The organism is Saccharothrix sp. 6-C, assembly GCF_016695385.1.
In the GTDB taxonomy this organism is placed as follows: Bacteria; Actinomycetota; Actinomycetes; order Mycobacteriales; family Pseudonocardiaceae; genus Actinosynnema; species Actinosynnema texasense.
On the sequence record NZ_CP064192.1, the window covers coordinates 8872253 to 8888529 of the forward strand.

At 73.0% G+C, this 16277-nt stretch carries 18 protein-coding genes and 1 riboswitch; of the genes, 7 read left to right on the forward strand and 11 right to left on the reverse strand.

What is annotated here, in order from left to right; genetic code table 11:
• Genes IOD16_RS38945 through IOD16_RS38960 form a run of 4 tightly spaced genes read right to left on the reverse strand, consistent with a single transcriptional unit; the run spans position 1 to position 4524 of the window.
• A complete protein-coding gene (locus IOD16_RS38945; RefSeq protein ID WP_201438288.1) occupies positions 1–1422 on the reverse strand; it encodes a glycoside hydrolase family 3 protein in 1422 nt (473 codons plus the stop codon).
• Positions 1423–1428: 6 nt separating this feature from the next.
• Positions 1429–2250: a carbohydrate ABC transporter permease gene (locus IOD16_RS38950; RefSeq protein WP_201438289.1), complete on the reverse strand. Its 822-nt coding sequence runs from the start codon at positions 2248–2250 to the stop codon at positions 1429–1431.
• Positions 2247–3233 carry a carbohydrate ABC transporter permease gene (locus IOD16_RS38955; RefSeq protein WP_201438290.1) on the reverse strand — a complete coding sequence of 329 codons (987 nt, stop codon included), beginning with the start codon at positions 3231–3233 and terminating at the stop codon, positions 2247–2249. Before IOD16_RS38955 ends, IOD16_RS38950 begins: the two co-directional genes overlap by 4 nt.
• A 7-nt stretch (positions 3234–3240) precedes the next feature.
• Positions 3241–4524: a sugar ABC transporter substrate-binding protein gene (locus tag IOD16_RS38960; RefSeq protein WP_123744424.1), complete on the reverse strand. Its 1284-nt coding sequence runs from the start codon at positions 4522–4524 to the stop codon at positions 3241–3243.
• A gap of 241 nt (positions 4525–4765) precedes the next feature.
• On the opposite strand from IOD16_RS38960, the gene IOD16_RS38965 reads away from it, so the two are divergent.
• Positions 4766–5524, forward strand: coding sequence for a GntR family transcriptional regulator (locus IOD16_RS38965; RefSeq protein ID WP_123744423.1), 759 nt, complete (start codon positions 4766–4768; stop codon positions 5522–5524).
• Between the two features lie 262 nt (positions 5525–5786).
• On the opposite strand, the gene IOD16_RS38970 is transcribed toward IOD16_RS38965, so the two are convergent.
• Positions 5787–5960, reverse strand: coding sequence for a hypothetical protein (locus tag IOD16_RS38970; RefSeq protein WP_201438291.1), 174 nt, complete (start codon positions 5958–5960; stop codon positions 5787–5789).
• 143 nt (positions 5961–6103) lie between these two features.
• On the opposite strand from IOD16_RS38970, the gene IOD16_RS38975 reads away from it, so the two are divergent.
• Positions 6104–7528, forward strand: a complete 1425-nt coding sequence (locus tag IOD16_RS38975) for an MFS transporter (protein ID WP_268957668.1) — start codon at positions 6104–6106, stop codon at positions 7526–7528.
• 21 nt (positions 7529–7549) lie between these two features.
• On the opposite strand, the gene IOD16_RS38980 is transcribed toward IOD16_RS38975, so the two are convergent.
• A complete protein-coding gene (locus IOD16_RS38980) occupies positions 7550–8470 on the reverse strand; it encodes a threonine ammonia-lyase (protein ID WP_201438292.1) in 921 nt (306 codons plus the stop codon).
• A gap of 529 nt (positions 8471–8999) precedes the next feature.
• Between IOD16_RS38980 and IOD16_RS38985 the strand changes: the two genes are divergently transcribed.
• Entirely contained in the window at positions 9000–10163 is a 1164-nt protein-coding gene (locus tag IOD16_RS38985; RefSeq protein WP_123744421.1) for a S1 family peptidase, read from the forward strand.
• Between the two features lie 99 nt (positions 10164–10262).
• On the opposite strand, the gene IOD16_RS38990 is transcribed toward IOD16_RS38985, so the two are convergent.
• Positions 10263–11018, reverse strand: coding sequence for a dioxygenase family protein (locus tag IOD16_RS38990; RefSeq protein ID WP_201441763.1), 756 nt, complete (start codon positions 11016–11018; stop codon positions 10263–10265).
• Positions 11018–11677, reverse strand: a complete 660-nt coding sequence (thiE, locus tag IOD16_RS38995; RefSeq protein WP_201438293.1) for a thiamine phosphate synthase — start codon at positions 11675–11677, stop codon at positions 11018–11020. Before thiE ends, IOD16_RS38990 begins: the two co-directional genes overlap by 1 nt.
• Before the next feature lie 44 nt (positions 11678–11721).
• A riboswitch (TPP riboswitch) is annotated at positions 11722–11832 on the forward strand.
• Here thiE and thiO point away from each other — a divergent pair.
• From thiO to IOD16_RS39015, 4 genes are read left to right on the forward strand one after another with little or no spacing between them, the layout of a single operon-like run.
• Entirely contained in the window at positions 11833–12831 is a 999-nt protein-coding gene (gene thiO / locus IOD16_RS39000; RefSeq protein ID WP_201441764.1) for a glycine oxidase ThiO, read from the forward strand.
• Positions 12828–13028 (forward strand): sulfur carrier protein ThiS, encoded by a 201-nt coding sequence (gene thiS, locus IOD16_RS39005; protein ID WP_123744417.1) that lies wholly within the window; start codon positions 12828–12830, stop codon positions 13026–13028. The genes thiO and thiS overlap by 4 nt, the downstream gene beginning before the upstream one ends.
• A gap of 1 nt (position 13029) precedes the next feature.
• Complete coding sequence (locus IOD16_RS39010) at positions 13030–13785, forward strand: thiazole synthase (RefSeq protein ID WP_123744416.1); 756 nt, start codon at positions 13030–13032, stop codon at positions 13783–13785.
• A gap of 58 nt (positions 13786–13843) precedes the next feature.
• A complete protein-coding gene (locus IOD16_RS39015) occupies positions 13844–14275 on the forward strand; it encodes a MarR family winged helix-turn-helix transcriptional regulator (RefSeq protein ID WP_123744415.1) in 432 nt (143 codons plus the stop codon).
• A gap of 142 nt (positions 14276–14417) precedes the next feature.
• Here the strand turns inward: IOD16_RS39015 and IOD16_RS39020 are convergent, their stop codons facing one another.
• Genes IOD16_RS39020 through thiD form a run of 3 tightly spaced genes read right to left on the reverse strand, consistent with a single transcriptional unit; the run spans position 14418 to position 16268 of the window.
• Positions 14418–14984: a VanZ family protein gene (locus IOD16_RS39020; RefSeq protein ID WP_201438294.1), complete on the reverse strand. Its 567-nt coding sequence runs from the start codon at positions 14982–14984 to the stop codon at positions 14418–14420.
• A 34-nt stretch (positions 14985–15018) separates the two neighbouring features.
• Entirely contained in the window at positions 15019–15447 is a 429-nt protein-coding gene (locus tag IOD16_RS39025; RefSeq protein ID WP_201438295.1) for a hypothetical protein, read from the reverse strand.
• A gap of 17 nt (positions 15448–15464) precedes the next feature.
• The gene (gene thiD, locus IOD16_RS39030) at positions 15465–16268 is read right to left on the reverse strand and encodes a bifunctional hydroxymethylpyrimidine kinase/phosphomethylpyrimidine kinase (RefSeq protein ID WP_123748175.1); all 804 of its coding nucleotides are present in this window, start codon (positions 16266–16268) and stop codon (positions 15465–15467) included.
• Positions 16269–16277: the final 9 nt, after the last annotated feature.

The following is a 16277-nucleotide window of genomic DNA, read 5'->3' on the forward strand; positions in this document are numbered from 1 at the left end:
TCAGGTGCGGATGGCGGCGGCGATGCGCTCGGCCGCGGCCCGCAGGCACACCCGTGATCCGCCGTGGGTGTCCACGCGGGCGCCGGCGCCGAGGTCGGGCCCCGGCACGCCCGTCTCGACGTGCACAAGGTCTAGACCAATAGTACCCAGTGACGTCACCACCTCGCGAGCCCACGCGTGGCGGTGTGCCTCACGCGTCACCACCACGACCGGACGTCCGGCGGCCAGCGACGCGATCTCGTCGGACGACGTGGTCGCCACCACCGAGGTGCCCGGAACCAGCTCCGCCAGGTACGGCCCGAGGCCCCACGGCACGTCGCCGACCGCGATCGACGGCTCCACCGCCAGGTCGACGACCACCGGCGGCCCGGACAGCGCCAGCGTGCCGCGCACCTCCAGCGCCCGCCGTGCCGCGACCAGCCCCAACCCCGGGTCGTGCGCCCGCGTCGAAGCCGGCGGAGCACCCAGCGCGGCCGTCCGCCGGGCCGCCTCCTCCAACCGGGCCAGTGGCAGCGCGCCCGACTCGACGGCCGCCACGATGCTGTCCACGAGCCACCGCAGCCCGTCGTCGTCCAACGGCTCGCCGCCCAGGCACAACGCGTCCACCCCGGCGGCCAGCGACCGCACGGACCCCTCGGCGAGGTCGCCGCCGACGGCCTTCATGTCCAGCCCGTCGGTGATGACCGCGCCGGTGAACCCCAGCTCCTCCCGCAGCACCCGCACCGCCACCGGGTTCAGCGTCGCGGGCGCCGCGCCCCACCCCGGCACGACGAGGTGCCCGGTCATGATCGACCGCACCCCCGCCCGCACGGCCGCCCGGAACGGCACGAACTCGACCGAGGCCAGCTCCTCGGGGGTGCGCGGCAGCACCGGCAGCGCCGCGTGCGAGTCCACAGTGGACGCGCCGTGGCCGGGGAAGTGCTTGGCGCACGCCGCCACCCCGACCGCCTGCAGGCCCTCCACGAACGCCGCCACGTGCGCGCCCGCCGCCACCGGGTCCGACCCGAACGACCGCACGCCGATCACGGGGTCGTCCAGCGTCAGCACCAGGTCCGCGGACGGCGCCAGGTTCAGGCTCACCCCGCACGCCGCCAGCCGCGCCCCGATCGACGCCGCGACCTCCCGCGTCAGGTCCACGTCGTCCGCCGCGCCCAACGCGTGGTTGCCCGGCACCTCCGACCCGTGCCCGGCGTCGAGCCGGGTGACGTCGCCGCCCTCCTCGTCGATCCCGATCACGACTTCCGCCCGCGCGTGCCTGAGCTGCGCGTTCAACGCCGTGACCTGGGCGTCGTCCACGACGTTGCGCCCGAACAGCACGACACCGCCGAGCCCGTCGGCGACCCGCCGCAGCAGCCAGTCCGGCGCGGTGGTCCCGTGGAACCCCGGCAGCAGCACACCCGACGCGAGCCGGTGCAACGACATGCGGTCCTACCCCTTCACCGCACCGGCGGTGACGCCGGTGACCATCTTGCGCTGCACGATCAGGAAGAACACCAGCACCGGCAGGGTGAACAGCGTCGACGCCGCCATCGCGCCACCCCAGTCCGTGCCGAACGCCGTCTGGAACCCCGACAGCCACACCGGCAGGGTCTCCTTCGTCTGGTCCTTGACCAGCGACAACGCGAACAGGAACTCGTTCCACGCGGTGACGAACGCGAACACCGACGTGGCCACCAGGCCCGGGCCGAGCAGCGGCAGCGTGACCCGCCGGAACGCGCCCCACCGGCCGCAGCCGTCGACCATCGCCGCTTCTTCCAGCTCCAGCGGGATGCCGTTGACGAACCCGCGCAGCGTCCACGCGCAGAACGGCAGCGTCACCGCGAAGTAGATCAGCGCCAACGCCGGCAGCCGGTCCAGCAGGTCGAGGTCCCGCATCATCAGGAACATCGGGATCAGCAGCGCCTCGAACGGCGCCATCTGCGCCACCAGCAGCATCATCACGAAACCCTTGCGGCCCTTGAACCGCATCCGCGACAGCGCCAGCGCCGCCAGCAGGCCGATCACGATCGCCGCGAGGACCGCGCTCAGCGTCACGACCAGGCTGTTGCCCAACGCGCTGAGGAAACCGGGCTTGGCCCACGCCGTGGCGAAGTTCGAGCCGGTCACGGAGAACGGGACCAGGTCGTAGCCGCTGGTCAGCAGGTCCTTGCGGGGCTTCAGCGCGGTCGAGACCATCCAGTACGTCGGGAACGCGAAGAACACCGCCACGAGCAGCGCGACGAGGTTCGCGGACACCTTTTTCGCGATCACAGCTCGCCCTCCTGGGACCGGACCAGCCTGCGCAGGTACTGGAACGTGAGCAGCCCCAGCAGCACGACCATCACCACGGACACCGCGGCGGCCACGCCGAAGTGGCTCTTGGAGATGCCCTCCAGGTACTGGTAGACGGGCAGCGTGGTGCTGCCGCCGTCCGGGCCGCCCTTGCGCATCGCCCAGATCTGGGCGAACACCTTGAAGTCCCACAGCAGCGACAGGAACGTCACCATCAGCAGCAGCGGCCGCAGCTCCGGCCACGTCACGGCGCGGAACGTCTGCCACGCGGAGGCGCCGTCGATGCCCGCCGCCTCGTACTGGTCCTTCGGGATCCCGATGGCGCCGGCGTACAGCGAGAACGCCAGGAACGGCACCGCCTGCCACACGATCAGCAGCCCGATCACGGCCAGCGTGGACGTGCCGGTGGAGAACCACGAGAACCCGGCGAAGCCGTCGAAACCCAGCTTGACCAGCGTCTTGTTCAGGATGCCGTACTGCTGGTCGAAGATCCACTGGTAGACCGTGGTGGCCGCGAGCAGCGGCATCGCCCACGCCAGCAGCATCGCGACCTGCAGCACGACCCGCACGACCGGGCTGACCAGCCGCATCAGCAGCGCGATCAGCAGGCCCGCGAGGACCGACACGACGACCACGAGCCCGGTGAACACCACGGTGCGCGCCGCGATGGTCCAGAACTCGGGGTCGCCCAGGATCTCGGCGTAGTTGTCCAGACCCGTCCACACGACCTCGCCGCGGGTCAGCTCGCGCAGGTTCAGCTTGCGGAAGCTGGTCACCAGGACGGAGAGGACGGGCCAACCGATCAGCCAGAGGATGGCGACCACGGCGGGTGCCAGCAGCAGGTAGGGCAGCGCCCGGTCGAAGGCGCTGCCCCGACGGCGCGGCGCGCCGTCCGGAGCGGCACGCCGCGGTGCCGACGAGTTCGTCGGCACCGCGGCGTCGGTCGTGTGCACGGCCGTCATGCGATCGTCATCCGCCCAGGGTCTTCGACAGGGCGGCGTTCGCGTCGGCGGTGGCCTGGTCCAGCGGCTTCGCGCCGGTCAGGTACGCCGTCAGCATGTCCTTCAGCGGGTTCTGGCCCGCCTCGACCGCGGCCCACGACGGCGTGGTCGGGGTGACCTTGCCGTTGGGGGCGGACTCGGCCAGCGCCTTGCCCAGCGGGGTGGTGGCCAGCTTCGAGGTGTCGGTCGAGGTGCCGGGCACCGCGCCGCCCTCGGCCAGCATGCCCTGGTACTTCGCCGAGCTGAGCAGCTTCAGGTACTCCTTGGCCAGGTCGGCGTTCTTGCTGTTGCCCGGGATGGCGAGGTTCGAGCCGCCGAGGAACACCGGGGCCGTCTTGCCCGCGGTCTTCGACGGGATCGCGAACGCCGAGGTCTTCTCCTTCAGGTCGGCGTTGGCCTTGACCGCGCCCGCGAGCTCCCACGGCAGACCGATCATCATGCCGACCTTGCCCGTGGCGAACACCTCCATCTGCTGCGGGGTGGCCTCGTCCGCGTCCTTCGGCGCCTTCGTGCCGGAGGTGTCGACCAGCTTCTTGTAGAACTCCAGGCCGGCCTTGGCCTCCGGGGTGTCGAGCGCGCCCGCCCAGGCGGAGCCCTGCGACTTGGCGACGTCGCCGCCCTCGTCCCAGATGAACGACAGCAGCACGTACCAGGACTGGCCCGGCAGGTAGAGGGGCTGGAAGTCCGGGTCCGCGGCGTTGGCGGTCTTCAGCTTCTCGATCGCGGCGACCCACTCGTCACGCGACTTCGGCGCGGCGGTGATGCCCGCGGCCTCGAACAGGTCGGTCCGGTAGATGACCGTGCGGTTCGCGGCGTAGAAGGGCAGGCCGTACTTCTTGCCGTCCCAGGTCAGCGAGTCCTCGAGACCGCCGAGCCACTGGTCGCCGTTGAGGTCGGCGACGTCCGCGCTGAGGTCGGTCAGAGTCTCCTCGGCCGCGAACTTCGCCGTCTGGGTGTTGCCCAGCTCGATGACGTCCGGCGGGTTGTTGCTGGTCAGAGCGGTGGTCAGCTTCTCCTGGATGCCGTTCCACTTCTGGATCTCGTACTTGACGGTGACGCCGGGGTGCGAGTCCTGGAACTCCTTGTTCAGCGCGTCGGTGAGGGTGGTCGGCGCCGAGCCGTCCATCAACCACACCGTCAGCGTCTTGGGTTCTCCGGAGTTGCCGCTGCCGCCGTCGGAGCTCGTGCCACATCCGGCCACGGCCACCGCGAGTGCGGCGGCACCTACGGCCAGTCCTCTCCAGCCCTTCACGTTGTGCGCCCTTTCCCCATGCCCCGATCCCACGACCGGAACTCCAAAGTGGTGTAGACCAATGCGGCCTAGAGTGTGCCTCGCCACAGGGCATGTCAAGGCCGTTGCTGGACCGTTGCAAAGTCATCGGATCATTTTCTCGGCCCTTGTCGGGGGTTCGGGCGCACGATCCGACGAGGACAAGGCATCCTGTGTCTGGGAGCGCTGGCAAGGTCGGCTGGCAAGGGGCGAGGAGGAAGGCATGCTCGAGACGAGCCCTGCTACTGGCGTGGACGCCAGGACTCGCGCGCAGCGCGAGCCGAAGTACTGGGGACTCAAGCGGCATCTGCTCGACCTCCTGCGCGCGTTGCCGCCCGGATCGCCGATCCCGACGGAACGGTCGCTGGCGGCGGAGTTCGACGTGTCGCGCACGACGGTGCGGCAAGCGCTTGCCGAACTGACCGTGGAAGGTCGGTTGCTGCGCGTGCAGGGCAAGGGCACGTTCGCCGCGGAACCCAAGGTGGCGCAACGGCTCCAGCTGTCGTCGTACACAGAGGACATGAAGGCGCAGGGCAGGCTGCCGTCGTCGCGGCTGATCGAGGCGTCGGAGATGCCCGCGGAGGCCGAGCTGGCCAGGCTGCTCGGCGTGCGGGCGGGCGCGAAGGTGCTCCGCCTGCACCGGCTGCGGCTGGCCGACGGCGAGCCGATGGCGATCGAGACCACCCACCTGGCGCTGGGCCGGTTCCGCGGCCTGCGGCGCTACCTCGCGCCGGGCGCGTCGCTGTACCAGGTGCTGCGGGAGCGGTTCGGCGTCGAGATGGGGCACGCGGAGGAGACCATCGAGACGGCGCTGGCGTCGCCGGAGGAGGCGGAGCTGCTGGGCGCCGACATCGGCCTGCCGATGCTGCTGCTGTCGCGGCACTCGTTCGACACGGAGGGCAACCCGGTGGAGTGGGTGCGCTCGGTGTACCGGGGCGACCGCTACAAGTTCGTGGCGACCCTGAACCGTCCCGCCGGCTAGCCCGCGCGGCGCCGCCCGGCCACGTGGCGGGACCGGGCGGCGGCACGGAGGGCCCGCCGAGGGCCCCGGGTTCCGTGAGGGCTCGGCTTTCGCGCGCGCCGAGCCGGTCGCGCGCGCCGAGCCGGTGTCGGTGTCGGTGTCGGTGTCGGTAAGCCTGCGGCTCACCCACCCGTGCCGGTCTGCCGGACCCCGGCCCGCCGCGGACCACCGACAGCGCTGCCCGCCCCTTCGGCCCTGCGAAGCCGCTCGCGCCGCCCGCACCTCACCGCCGCCCGCACCCGCCCAGGTCGCCGCCGCACCGCGCGTCGTCCGCCGCGCCGTCGTCCGCACCGTCCGCCGCGGTGTCGAGCAACGCGCCGCGCGGGGCGCCGAACGGGCCCTGAGCGGAACCGCCCCGGGCGCCGGGTCGCTGACCAGCGCGTTCGCCATGCTCCACGGTGCTCGACCAGGCTCCTCGTACCGCTCCGCCGGCGTCCCCCGCCCAGGGGGACCCCCTGTTCTTCATCCTGCCGGCCGCCACCGACGGTCCGGGGGTGCTCCGCCTCGGCCTGTGGACAACCGCGGGCGCAGAATGGATCTGTGGCGGAGACTGTGGTGTGGGGCACGGGTCGGGCGAGGGCCGTGCTGGCGACGACCATCCTCGGGTCGGGGATGGCGATGCTGGACGGCACGATCGTCAACGTCGCGCTGCCCCGCATCGGCGCGGAGCTCGAAGCGTCCGTGGCCGGGTTGCAGTGGATCCTCGACGGCTACCTGCTGGCGCTGGCGTCGCTGATCCTGATCGCGGGCTCGCTCGGCGACCGGTACGGCCGCCGCCGCGTCTTCACCTTCGGCGTGCTGTGGTTCGGCGCGGCGTCCTTGCTGTGCGGTCTCGCGCCGACCACGGAGCTGCTCGTCGTCGCACGCGTCCTCCAAGGCGTCGGCGGCGCGCTGCTGACGCCCGGCTCGCTCGCCATCCTCCAGTCGGCGTTCGCCCGCGGCGACCGGGGCCGCGCGATCGGCGCCTGGTCCGGGCTGTCCGGCGTGGCCACGGCGATCGGGCCGCTGCTCGGCGGCCTGCTGGTGCAGGTCTGGTCGTGGCGGCTCGCGTTCCTGATCAACCTGCCGGTCGCGGCGCTGTGCGTGTGGCTGGCCCGCCGCCACGTGCCCGAGTCCCGCGACGAAGCCCTCACCGGCCACCCGAACATCACCGAGTCGGCCGTCGGCGCGGTCGGCCTCGCCGGCATCACCGGCGCGCTGGTCGAGGCGCCGGTCCGGGGCACCGACGCGCTCGTGGTCACGGCGGGGCTGGTCGGCGTGGCCGGCCTGGTGGTGTTCGTCGTGATGCAGCGCCGCGGCGCCGACCCGCTGGTGCCGCCGCAGCTGTTCGCCAACCGGACGTTCGTGCTGTCCAACGCCCTGACGTTCCTGGTCTACGCGGCCCTGGGCGGGGTGTCGGTGCTCATGGTGCTCCAGCTCCAGGTGTCGCTGCACTACTCGCCGACGGCGTCCGGCCTGGCCAGCGTGCCCATCACGATCCTCCTGCTGGTGCTGTCCGCGCGGTCCGGCGCGCTCGCCCAGAAGATCGGGCCGCGCGCCCAACTCGTCGGAGGACCGGTCCTGATCGGCGTCGGCATGCTGATGCTGCGCTGGGTCGAGCCGGGCGCCGGCTACTGGACCGGCGTGCTGCCCGGCCTGGTGGTGTTCGGGCTCGGCCTGGCGGCGGTGGTGGCGCCGGTGACGGCGACCGTGCTGGCCGCCGCCCCGGACCGGTACACGGGGGTCGCCTCGGGCGTGAACAACGCCGTCGCCCGCACCGGCAGCCTGGTCGCGGTGGCCGTGCTGCCGGCCGTGGCGGGCCTGACCGGCGCCCAGTACGCCGACCCGACCGCGCTCACCCGGGGCTGGCAGACGGCCCTGCTGGTGTGCGCGGTCGCGTCGATCATCGGCGGGCTGCTGGCCGTCGGCGTGGACAACCGGGTCCTGGAGCCGACCCCGGAAGCGCCCGCGTCCCTGCCCGACTGACCGGAGTGCCGCCGGGACGGCTCAGAGGTGCCGGGCGAACACCTCGGGGTCGAGGTTCCCGCCCGACAGCACGGCCACGGTCCGCTCGGCCGGCCGCGCGAGGTGGGCGGCCACCGTCACCGCGCCGCTGGGCTCCACCACGAGCCGCGCCCGCCGGGCCAGCACGCCCACCGCCTCGCCGATCTGCTCCTCGGACACGGTCACGATGTCGTCCACGTGGGCCCGCATGTGCTCGAACGTCAGCTCGGACGGCTCGGCGCGCAGCCCGTCGGCGATCGTCCGGGCCCGGTCGGCCGCGGGCCACCGGACCAGCGAGCCGGCCCGCAGCGACTCGGCCGCGTCACCGGCCAGCTCCGGTTCCACCCCGATCACCCGCGTTCCCGGGCTGAGGGCCTTCACGGCCGCGGCCACGCCCGAGATCAGCCCGCCGCCGCTGACCGGCACCAGCACCGCGGCCACGTCCGGCAGGTCGGCCAGCACCTCCAGCCCGATGGTGCCCTGACCCGCGATGACGTCCGGGTGGTCGAACGGCGGGATCAGCGTCGCGCCCCGTTCCGCGACCAGCTCGGCGGCCCGCGCCTCCCGCTGCGCCATCGGCACCTGGACGACCTCGGCGCCGTGCGAGAGGGTCGCCTCGACCTTGACCCGGGGGGTGGTGTCCGGCACGACGATCACGGCGGGGACGCCGAACAGCTTCGCCGCGTACGCGACGGCCTGGGCGTGGTTCCCGCTGGAGTAGGCGACGACCCCGCGCGCCCGGACGTCCTCGGTCAGCCGGGCCATCGCGTTGTACGCGCCGCGGATCTTGAACGCCCCGACCGGTTGCAGGCTCTCCGGCTTGAGCCACAACCGGTCGTCGAACCGCAGCAGCGGAGTGCGGACCGCCGCGCCCTGGATGCGGTCGGAGGCGGCCCGGATGTCGGAGATCGTGACGAGTCCCATGCGTCGATCCTCACCCCTGCGGCGGCGTAGCGAGTACACGGGTCGTCACCGGAACTCCTCCTGGCTCACCCGCTCGGGGCAACAACATTCACGCGTCTGAGGCTTGCTTAACCGAATCGCTTACATCTGGCAAAACCGCCCGAATCGGTGATCGAATCACTACCTTGAGTGAGAGTTAACTGTCAAACGCTACACAGCGCAGTTGTATCGGCGTGTCCTGTGACACACTTCGCCCTCAGATGGCTCGAGCCGTAACAGGTTACGGAGTCATAACGTCGCTCGAACGGGCGAGTACTGGTCGGTAGAGACGGGGAGGAGTGCCATGCGGGACACGCGAACGTCGTCTTGGCGGCGCGCCTCGTCGGGCTCTACGGCGGATTCGACGGCCCGGGCGACGACACGGGCGAGAAGTAAAGGGGTGGGGCGACCCCTGCCGCCGCCCCACCACCCGTCCCCCTAGAGCCCCCGAGAGCGGTCCCTGCAACCAGGCTCTCGGGTTCCCTGCACCCGAAGATGAGGGAGACGCCTAATGAACCGCACGAGTGCGGTCCGCCTTGCCACGGCCGTCCTGCTGGCCGCCGGCACGGCTACAGCTCTCAGCGTACCGGCCTTGGCGGCACCCGCCGCCCCCCAGGGCGCAAGCCCGGCCGACACGGAGAGCTACCCCGCCGGGTTGCTCCAAGCGGCGCAACGTGACCTCGGCCTGACCGCCGAACAGGTCACCGCCCGTTTGGCGAGTGACACCCGGGCGGGTGAGGTCGAGTCCGCGGCGCGGTCCGCGGTCGGCAGCGCCTACGCGGGCTCGTGGATCAACGCGGCGACCGGCAAGCTGGTCGTCGCGGTGACCGACTCGGCGAAGGCCGGCGCGGCGCGTGCCGCGGGCGCCGACGCCAAGTACGTGGCCTTCTCCCACCAGCAGCTGACCGGCGCGAAGGCGACGATCGACACCCTGTCGGCGCCGACCTCGGTCACCGGCTGGCGGGTCGACGAGCAGACGAACTCGGTCGTCGTCGAGGTCAACCGCCTCCAGCGGGACGCGGCGGCGGAGTCGTTCCTGGCCACGGCCAAGTCGATCAGCCCGTCGGTCCGGGTGGTCGAGGTCGACCAGAGCCCGACGACCCTGTACGACACGCGCGGCGGTGACGCCTACTACATCGGCAGCGGCCGGTGCTCGGTCGGCTTCGCGGTGAGCGGCGGTTTCGTCACGGCGGGTCACTGCGGCCGCTCGGGCACCGCGACGACCGGTTTCAACCGCGTCTCGCAGGGCACCTTCGCGGGCTCGTCCTTCCCGGGCAACGACTACGCCTGGGTGCGGACGAACTCCAACTGGACCTCGCGTCCGTGGGTGAACCGCTACAACGGCTCCAACGTCACCGTGACCGGCTCCACCTCGGCGGCGGTCGGCGCGGCGATCTGCCGGTCCGGCTCGACCACCGGCTGGCGCTGCGGCACCGTCCAGGCCAAGAACCAGACGGTGAACTACGCGCAGGGCTCGGTCAGCGGCCTGACCCGCACCAACGCCTGCGCCGAGCCGGGTGACTCGGGCGGCTCGTGGGTCGCGGGCTCCGGCTACAGCCAGGCCCAGGGCGTGACCTCCGGCGGTTCGGGCAACTGCTCCTCCGGCGGCACGACCTACTTCCAGCCGGTCGGCGAGATCCTCAGCGCCTACGGCTTGAGCCTGACCCGCGGCTGACCTCGCGGACACCGGGCGCGCGGTGGGTTCCCCCACGGATCGCGCACCGCTTGAAGAACGCCCCCGGGCCTCGGCCCGGGGGCGTTCTCCGCGCGGGGGTCAGGCGAACTGCACGGACCGCTTGGACAGCCCGTACCAGAAGCCGTCGACGGTGGTCGTCGCCTCCTGCGCGGCGCTCGCGCCCAGCGACACGAACAGCGGCGCGAAGTGCTCGGTGCGCGGGTGCGCGATGCCGGCGGCGGGCGCCTTGCGCCCGAAGTCCAGCAACGCGTCCACGTCGCCGTCGGCCAGCGCGCGGCCCGCCCAGTCGTCGAACTCGACCGACCACGACGGCGGCTCGTAGTCGGGACCGGCGGACATGTCCACGCAGCTCAGGTTGTGCGTCATGAACCCGCTGCCGACGATCAGCACGTCCTGCTCGCGCAGCGGGGCGAGCCTGCGGCCGACGTCGAACAGGTCGCGCGGGTCGAGGCTGGGCAGGGACATCTGCAGCACCGGGACGTCCGCCTCGGGGAACATCTCCTTCAGCGGCACGTACGCGCCGTGGTCCAGGCCCCGCCGCTCGTCGTGCGCGACGGGCCGGTCGAGCAGCGCGGTGACCTCGCGGGCCAGCTCGGGCGCGCCGGGCGCGTCGTAGGTGACCTCGTAGTACCGCTCGGGGAAGCCCCAGAAGTCGTAGGTGAGCGGCACGGTGGTGGTCGCGCCGAGCGTGAGCGGGTCGTTCTCCCAGTGCGCCGAGACGACGAGGATCGACCCGGGGCGCGGCAGCGTCGCGGACCACGACCTCAGCTCGTCGGTCCACCGTTCGTCGTCGGCCAGCGGGGGAGCCCCGTGGCCCAGGTACAGCACAGGCATCACGCCGTCGACTGTACGCCACTTAGTTGAAGTTTCAACCAGGCTGCGGCGGCGCGGGGGTCCTCGGCCTCGGTGACGGCGCGCACGACCACGACCCGCTCCGCGCCCGCCGCCAGCACCCGCGGCAACCGGTCGGCGTCGATGCCGCCGATGGCGAACCACGGCCGGTCGGTCGTGCCCGCCGTGGCGCGCACCAGGTCCAGCCCCGGCGCGGGACGGCCCGGCTTCGTCGGCGTCGGCCAGCACGGCCCGGTGCAGAAGTAGTCCACCCCCGGCTCGACGGCCGCCGCGCGCGCCTGCCCCACGTCGTGCGTCGAACGGCCGATCACCACGTCGTCGCCGAGGACGCGGCGCGCGAGCGGCACCGGCAGGTCGTCCTGCCCCAGGTGCAGCACGTCGGCGTCCACGGCGAGCGCCACGTCCGCCCGGTCGTTGACCGAGAGCAGCGCGCCGTGCCGCGCGCACGCCTCGGCGAGCACCTCCAGCGCGGCGATCTCCTGCTTGGCTTCGAGGCCCTTGTCCCGCAACTGCACGACGTCGACGCCGCCCGCGAGCGCGGCGTCCGCGAACTCGGCGAGGTCGGGTCGCGTCGGCGTGCAGAGGTAGAGCCGTGCGTCGGCGAGCCGCCGCCTGATCTGCGTTCCGTCGAGTCCTGGCACGGGCGGCACGGTAACCGCCGGCGCGTTTCGTGCGCTACGGTGGACGTGGTCCGCACGGGAGCCTGGAAACACCGGGCTGAGAGGGAGCGTGGTTCGCTCCGACCGTCGAACCTGATCCGGGTCATGCCGGCGCAGGGAGCGTGAGTGCCTTGGCAATGCGAGTGACCGTCCTCGGCGGTGGCGTCATCGGGCTGTCCGTCGCCTGGTACGCCGCCCGCGCCGGGTACGCCGTCGCCGTCGTCGACCACGGTTCGCCGCACGGCGGTTCGCGGGTCGCGGGCGGGATGCTCGCGCCGATCACCGAGGCGTGGCCGGGCGACGAGGACGTGCTGGCGCTCGGCGTCGAGTCGTTGGCGCTGTGGCCGGAGTTCGCGCGCTCGCTCGGCGTGCCGCTCAGCCCGGCGGGGACGCTGGCGGTGGCGGTCGACCGGGCCGACGTCGAGGTGCTGGACCAGTTGTGCGCCTACCTCGGGCGGATGGGCCGGTCGGCGTCCCGGTTGACCGGGCGCGAGCTGCGCGCCCTGGAACCCGGCCTCGGTCCGGTCCGAAGTGGACTGTCGGTGCCCGGTGACGTGGCCGTGGACAACCGGGCGTTGCTGCGCGCGCTGCGGGAGGCGTGCGCCGCCGCCGGCGTGGTGTTCGCGCCGGAGCCCGGGTCCGGCGCCGAGCCGGACGTGACGGTGATCGCGGCCGGCGCGTGGAGCCGCGACCTGCACCCCGCGCTGCGCGACGTGATCCGGCCGGTGAAGGGCGAGATCCTGCGGCTGTCCGCCCGGCCCGGCGCGCTGCCGCCGCCCCGGCACACGATCCGCGCCCACGTCTCCGGCCGACCCGTCTACCTGGTGCCGCGCGAAGGCGGGTTCGTCCTCGGCGCCACCCAGTACGACGCCGGTTTCGACGGCGACGTGACCGTCGGCGGCGTGCGCGACCTGCTGCGCGACGCCGAGGTGGTGTGGCCCGGTGTCGCCGAGTACGCGGTGGCGGAGGTCGCCGCCGGGTTCCGCGCGGGCAGCCCCGACAACGCGCCGGTGATCGCCTGGCTGGAACCCGGCGTGCTCGCCGCCACCGGCCACCACCGCAACGGCCTGCTGCTCGCGCCCGTCACGGCCCGGCGGGTGCTCACCTTGCTGCGCGAAGGAGGAAACAGCCGGTGAAGGCGAAGGTCAACGGTCTGGAGCGGGAACTGGCCGACGGGTCGACCGTCGCCACCGTGCTCGCGCTGCTCGACGCGCCACCCCGCGGCGTCGCGGTCGCCGTGGACGGCGAAGTCGTGCCGCGCGCTGCGTGGGACACGACGACGCTGGCCGACGGGGCCGCGGTCGAGGTGCTGACCGCCGTGCAGGGAGGGTGACGTGGACGACCCGTTGGTGATCGCCGGGCGGGAGTTCGGCTCGCGCCTGGTCATGGGCACCGGAGGCGCGGCGAACCTGTCGGTGCTGCAACGGGCGCTGGTGGCGTCCGGCACCGAGTTGACGACCGTCGCGATGCGGCGCCTGGACGCGTCCGGCGGCGGCGTGCTCGACCTGCTGGGCCGGCTGGGCATCTCGGCGCTGCCCAACACGGCCGGCTGCCGCACCGCCGCCGAGGCCGTGCTGACGGCACGGCTGGCACGGGAGGCGTTGGGCACGGACTGGGTGAAGCTGGAGGTCGTCGCCGACGACCAGACCCTGCTGCCCGACCCGGTGGAGCTGCTCGACGCGGCGGAGAAGCTGGTCGACGACGGGTTCGTGGTGCTGCCCTACACGTCCGACGACCCGGTGCTGGCCCTGCGGCTGGAGCAGCTCGGCTGCGCCGCCGTCATGCCGCTGGGATCGCCCATCGGGACGGGCCTCGGCATCCGCAACCCGCACAACATCGAGCTGATCGTGTCCCGCGCGTCCGTGCCGGTGATCCTGGACGCGGGCGTGGGCACGGCGTCCGACGCGGCGTTGGCGATGGAGCTGGGCTGCTCGGCCGTCCTCCTGGCGACCGCCGTGACCAGGGCGCAGGACCCCGAGCGGATGGCGGCGGCGATGCGGGCGGGCGTGGAAGCGGGCCGGCTGGCCAGGCTGGCGGGGCGGATCCCGAAGCGGTTCTGGGCGCACGCGTCGAGTCCGGCAGTGGGGTGATTGCGGGGCACGGCATGATGGATGCTCATCGTGTCCGCCTGCCCGAGGAGGAGTTGCCGTGACGGCCGACCAGGTCGAGGACGCCACCGCCCGGCTGTACCTCGCGATCGGCAGGCTATCCCGGCTGCTGCGGCGCACGGGCTCGCCCGGGCTCGGGCCGGGCGCGGTGTCCGCGCTGGCCACGCTGGCCCGGTGCGGTCCCATGAGGCTGGGCGACCTGGCCGCCAAGGAAGGCGTCGCGCCGCCCACCCTGTCGCGGATCGTCGCGGCGCTGGTCGAAGCCCGGTACGTGCGGCGCGAACCCGACCCGCAGGACGGGCGGGCGTGGCTGGCGACACCCACACCGGAAGGCGTGACCATGGTGTCGGGGGTGCGGTCGGCGCGGGTGCGGGAGCTGCAGCGGCGGATCGAGGACCTCGCGCCGGAACACCGCGACGCCCTGGTCAACGCCCTGCCGGCGCTGGAGGAACTGGTCGGCGAAGTCGGCTGACGGAGTGGTCCACAGCCGGCGCGTACTCGTCGGCCGGCGCCCCAGGGCGAGCAGCCTTCCGGGTTCCACCTGCTCACGACGTCGAGAACGCGGGCGCGCGGCAGTTCATGGGCACGATCGGCCCCTGACGGTCCGCCCGGTCTCAAGGCAAGCGGACCGCGGACACCGAAGACCGCTCCCGGCCGGCCCGCGACGCCGGCCGGGAGTTGCCCGCGACCACCGTCAGCAGCCAGGCCACCAGCACCGCGAAGAACGCGCCCACGGTGTTGTTGATGAAGTCCTGCGCCTCGCACACCCCGATCGCGGTCAAGGCCTGGACGAACTCCACGGCCCCGCTGAACGCCGCCGCCACGCCGAGCACGGCGAACGGCCGCCGCGTGGCCAGGGTGGCGAAGAACGCGAACGGCGCCAGCATCACCAGGTTCAGCCGCGCCAACGACCCGGCCAGCGAGAACTCGTTCGCCACGCACATCCCGATCGGGTCGGTCGTGGCGACCGAGAACGAGCCGCCCGGCCGCGCCAGGGTCACCGCCAGGGCCAGCGCCAACCCGCACCCGGCCAGCACCGCGGGCAGCGCCGCCCACCCCCGCCGCCGCGCCACCACGAACCCGACCGTGCCCAGGAACACCGACCCCGCGAACAACGCCGCCACCGCCTCCGGCTGGCTCAGCACCAGCTCGGCGATGTACGCGTCCTGCCGTGCACTCATGCCTTACAAGACGCACGAGTTCCACACGGGTGGCTTAGAGCAGCCTTAGAACCGGTACCGCAGGACGCGACCGACGTCCCTGACCTTCGGCAACCGCGCCGGCACCCGCATCGGCACGCGTCCCGGCCACGGCTCGGCGGCGATCTGCGGCAGCTCCACCGAGCGCACCGCGTCCACGCACCTCAACCCGCCGGCCCAGCCCTCGACGCACCAGCCCGCGCACCCCGTCCTCGGTCAGGTACATCGTCAGACCCTCGAACACGGCGACCACCGGCCGGTCCGCCGGCACCCCGTCCCACCACCCGTCGTCCGTGACGGACGCGTGCACCAGCCGGTAGTCCCCGGCCGGCACGTCCAGCAGCCGCGCCCGAGCGGCCGGCTCGCACGACAGGTGCAGCACGGTCGCGGACGGGTGCCGGGCCGGGAAGTCGGCGGTCCGGTCGTCCAGCAGCTCCGCGCGCATGGCGACACCCGCCGCCGCTAGCCCTCCAACCGCCACAACGGCGACACGGGACCGACCCCGCCGCCCAACGGGTACGCGGCGGCCACCGAGCGGACGATGAAGTCCTTGCCGAACCGCACCGCCGTCGGCACGTCCGCACCCCGCGCGAGCTGCGAAGAGATCGCCGAGGCGAGCGTGTCCCCGCTGCCGTGCGTGTGCTTCACGTCGTAGCGCGGCCCGAGCAGCTCGATGAACTCCGCGCCGTCGTACAGCACGTCGAGGCACTCCGGGTCGTCCCACAGGTGCCCGCCCTTGACCAGCACCCACTCCGGTCCCATCGCGTGCAGCGCCTCGGCCGCCTTGCGCTGGTCGGCGCGGCTGCGCACCTCGATGCCGGTGAGCAGCCGCACCTCGTCCAGGTTCGGCGTCACCAGCGTCGCCCTGGGGAACAGCAGCGTCCGCAGCGCCTGCAGCGCGTCGTCGGCCAGCAACTGCTGCCCGTGCATCGACGCCGCCACCGGGTCCACCACGAACGGGCCGACGGGCACCCGGTCCACGGCCGCCGCGACCGCCTCGATGATCGCCGCCGACGCCAGCATCCCGGTCTTCGCCGCGTCCACCCCGATGTCGGTGGCGACCGCCTCGATCTGGGCGGCCACCACCTCCGGCGGTATCTCGGTGTACCCGGTGACACCCAGCGAGTTCTGCACGGTCACCGCCGTGACCGCCGTCATCCCGTGCACACCGCACGCGAACAACGTCCGCAGGTCGGCCTGCAGTCCCGCACCACCGCCGGAGTCGGACCCGGCGATGGTGAGGACCCTGGGCGGGGTGACGGCCATCAGCGCGCT

Excerpts from the sequence above, each read along its gene's own strand:
- IOD16_RS39025 (WP_201438295.1), bottom strand. The coding sequence starts at position 15,447 with ATGCGCGCGGAGCTGCTGGACGACCGGACCGCCGACTTCCCGGCCCGG.
- IOD16_RS38955 (WP_201438290.1), bottom strand. The coding sequence starts at position 3,233 with ATGACGGCCGTGCACACGACCGACGCCGCGGTGCCGACGAACTCGTCG.
- IOD16_RS38985 (WP_123744421.1), top strand. The coding sequence starts at position 9,000 with ATGAACCGCACGAGTGCGGTCCGCCTTGCCACGGCCGTCCTGCTGGCC.
- IOD16_RS38965 (WP_123744423.1), top strand. The coding sequence starts at position 4,766 with ATGCTCGAGACGAGCCCTGCTACTGGCGTGGACGCCAGGACTCGCGCG.
- thiO (WP_201441764.1), top strand. The coding sequence starts at position 11,833 with ATGCGAGTGACCGTCCTCGGCGGTGGCGTCATCGGGCTGTCCGTCGCC.
- thiD (WP_123748175.1), bottom strand. The coding sequence starts at position 16,268 with ATGGCCGTCACCCCGCCCAGGGTCCTCACCATCGCCGGGTCCGACTCC.
- IOD16_RS39020 (WP_201438294.1), bottom strand. The coding sequence starts at position 14,984 with ATGAGTGCACGGCAGGACGCGTACATCGCCGAGCTGGTGCTGAGCCAG.
- IOD16_RS38990 (WP_201441763.1), bottom strand. The coding sequence starts at position 11,018 with ATGCCTGTGCTGTACCTGGGCCACGGGGCTCCCCCGCTGGCCGACGAC.
- IOD16_RS38980 (WP_201438292.1), bottom strand. The coding sequence starts at position 8,470 with ATGGGACTCGTCACGATCTCCGACATCCGGGCCGCCTCCGACCGCATC.
- IOD16_RS38945 (WP_201438288.1), bottom strand. The coding sequence starts at position 1,422 with ATGTCGTTGCACCGGCTCGCGTCGGGTGTGCTGCTGCCGGGGTTCCAC.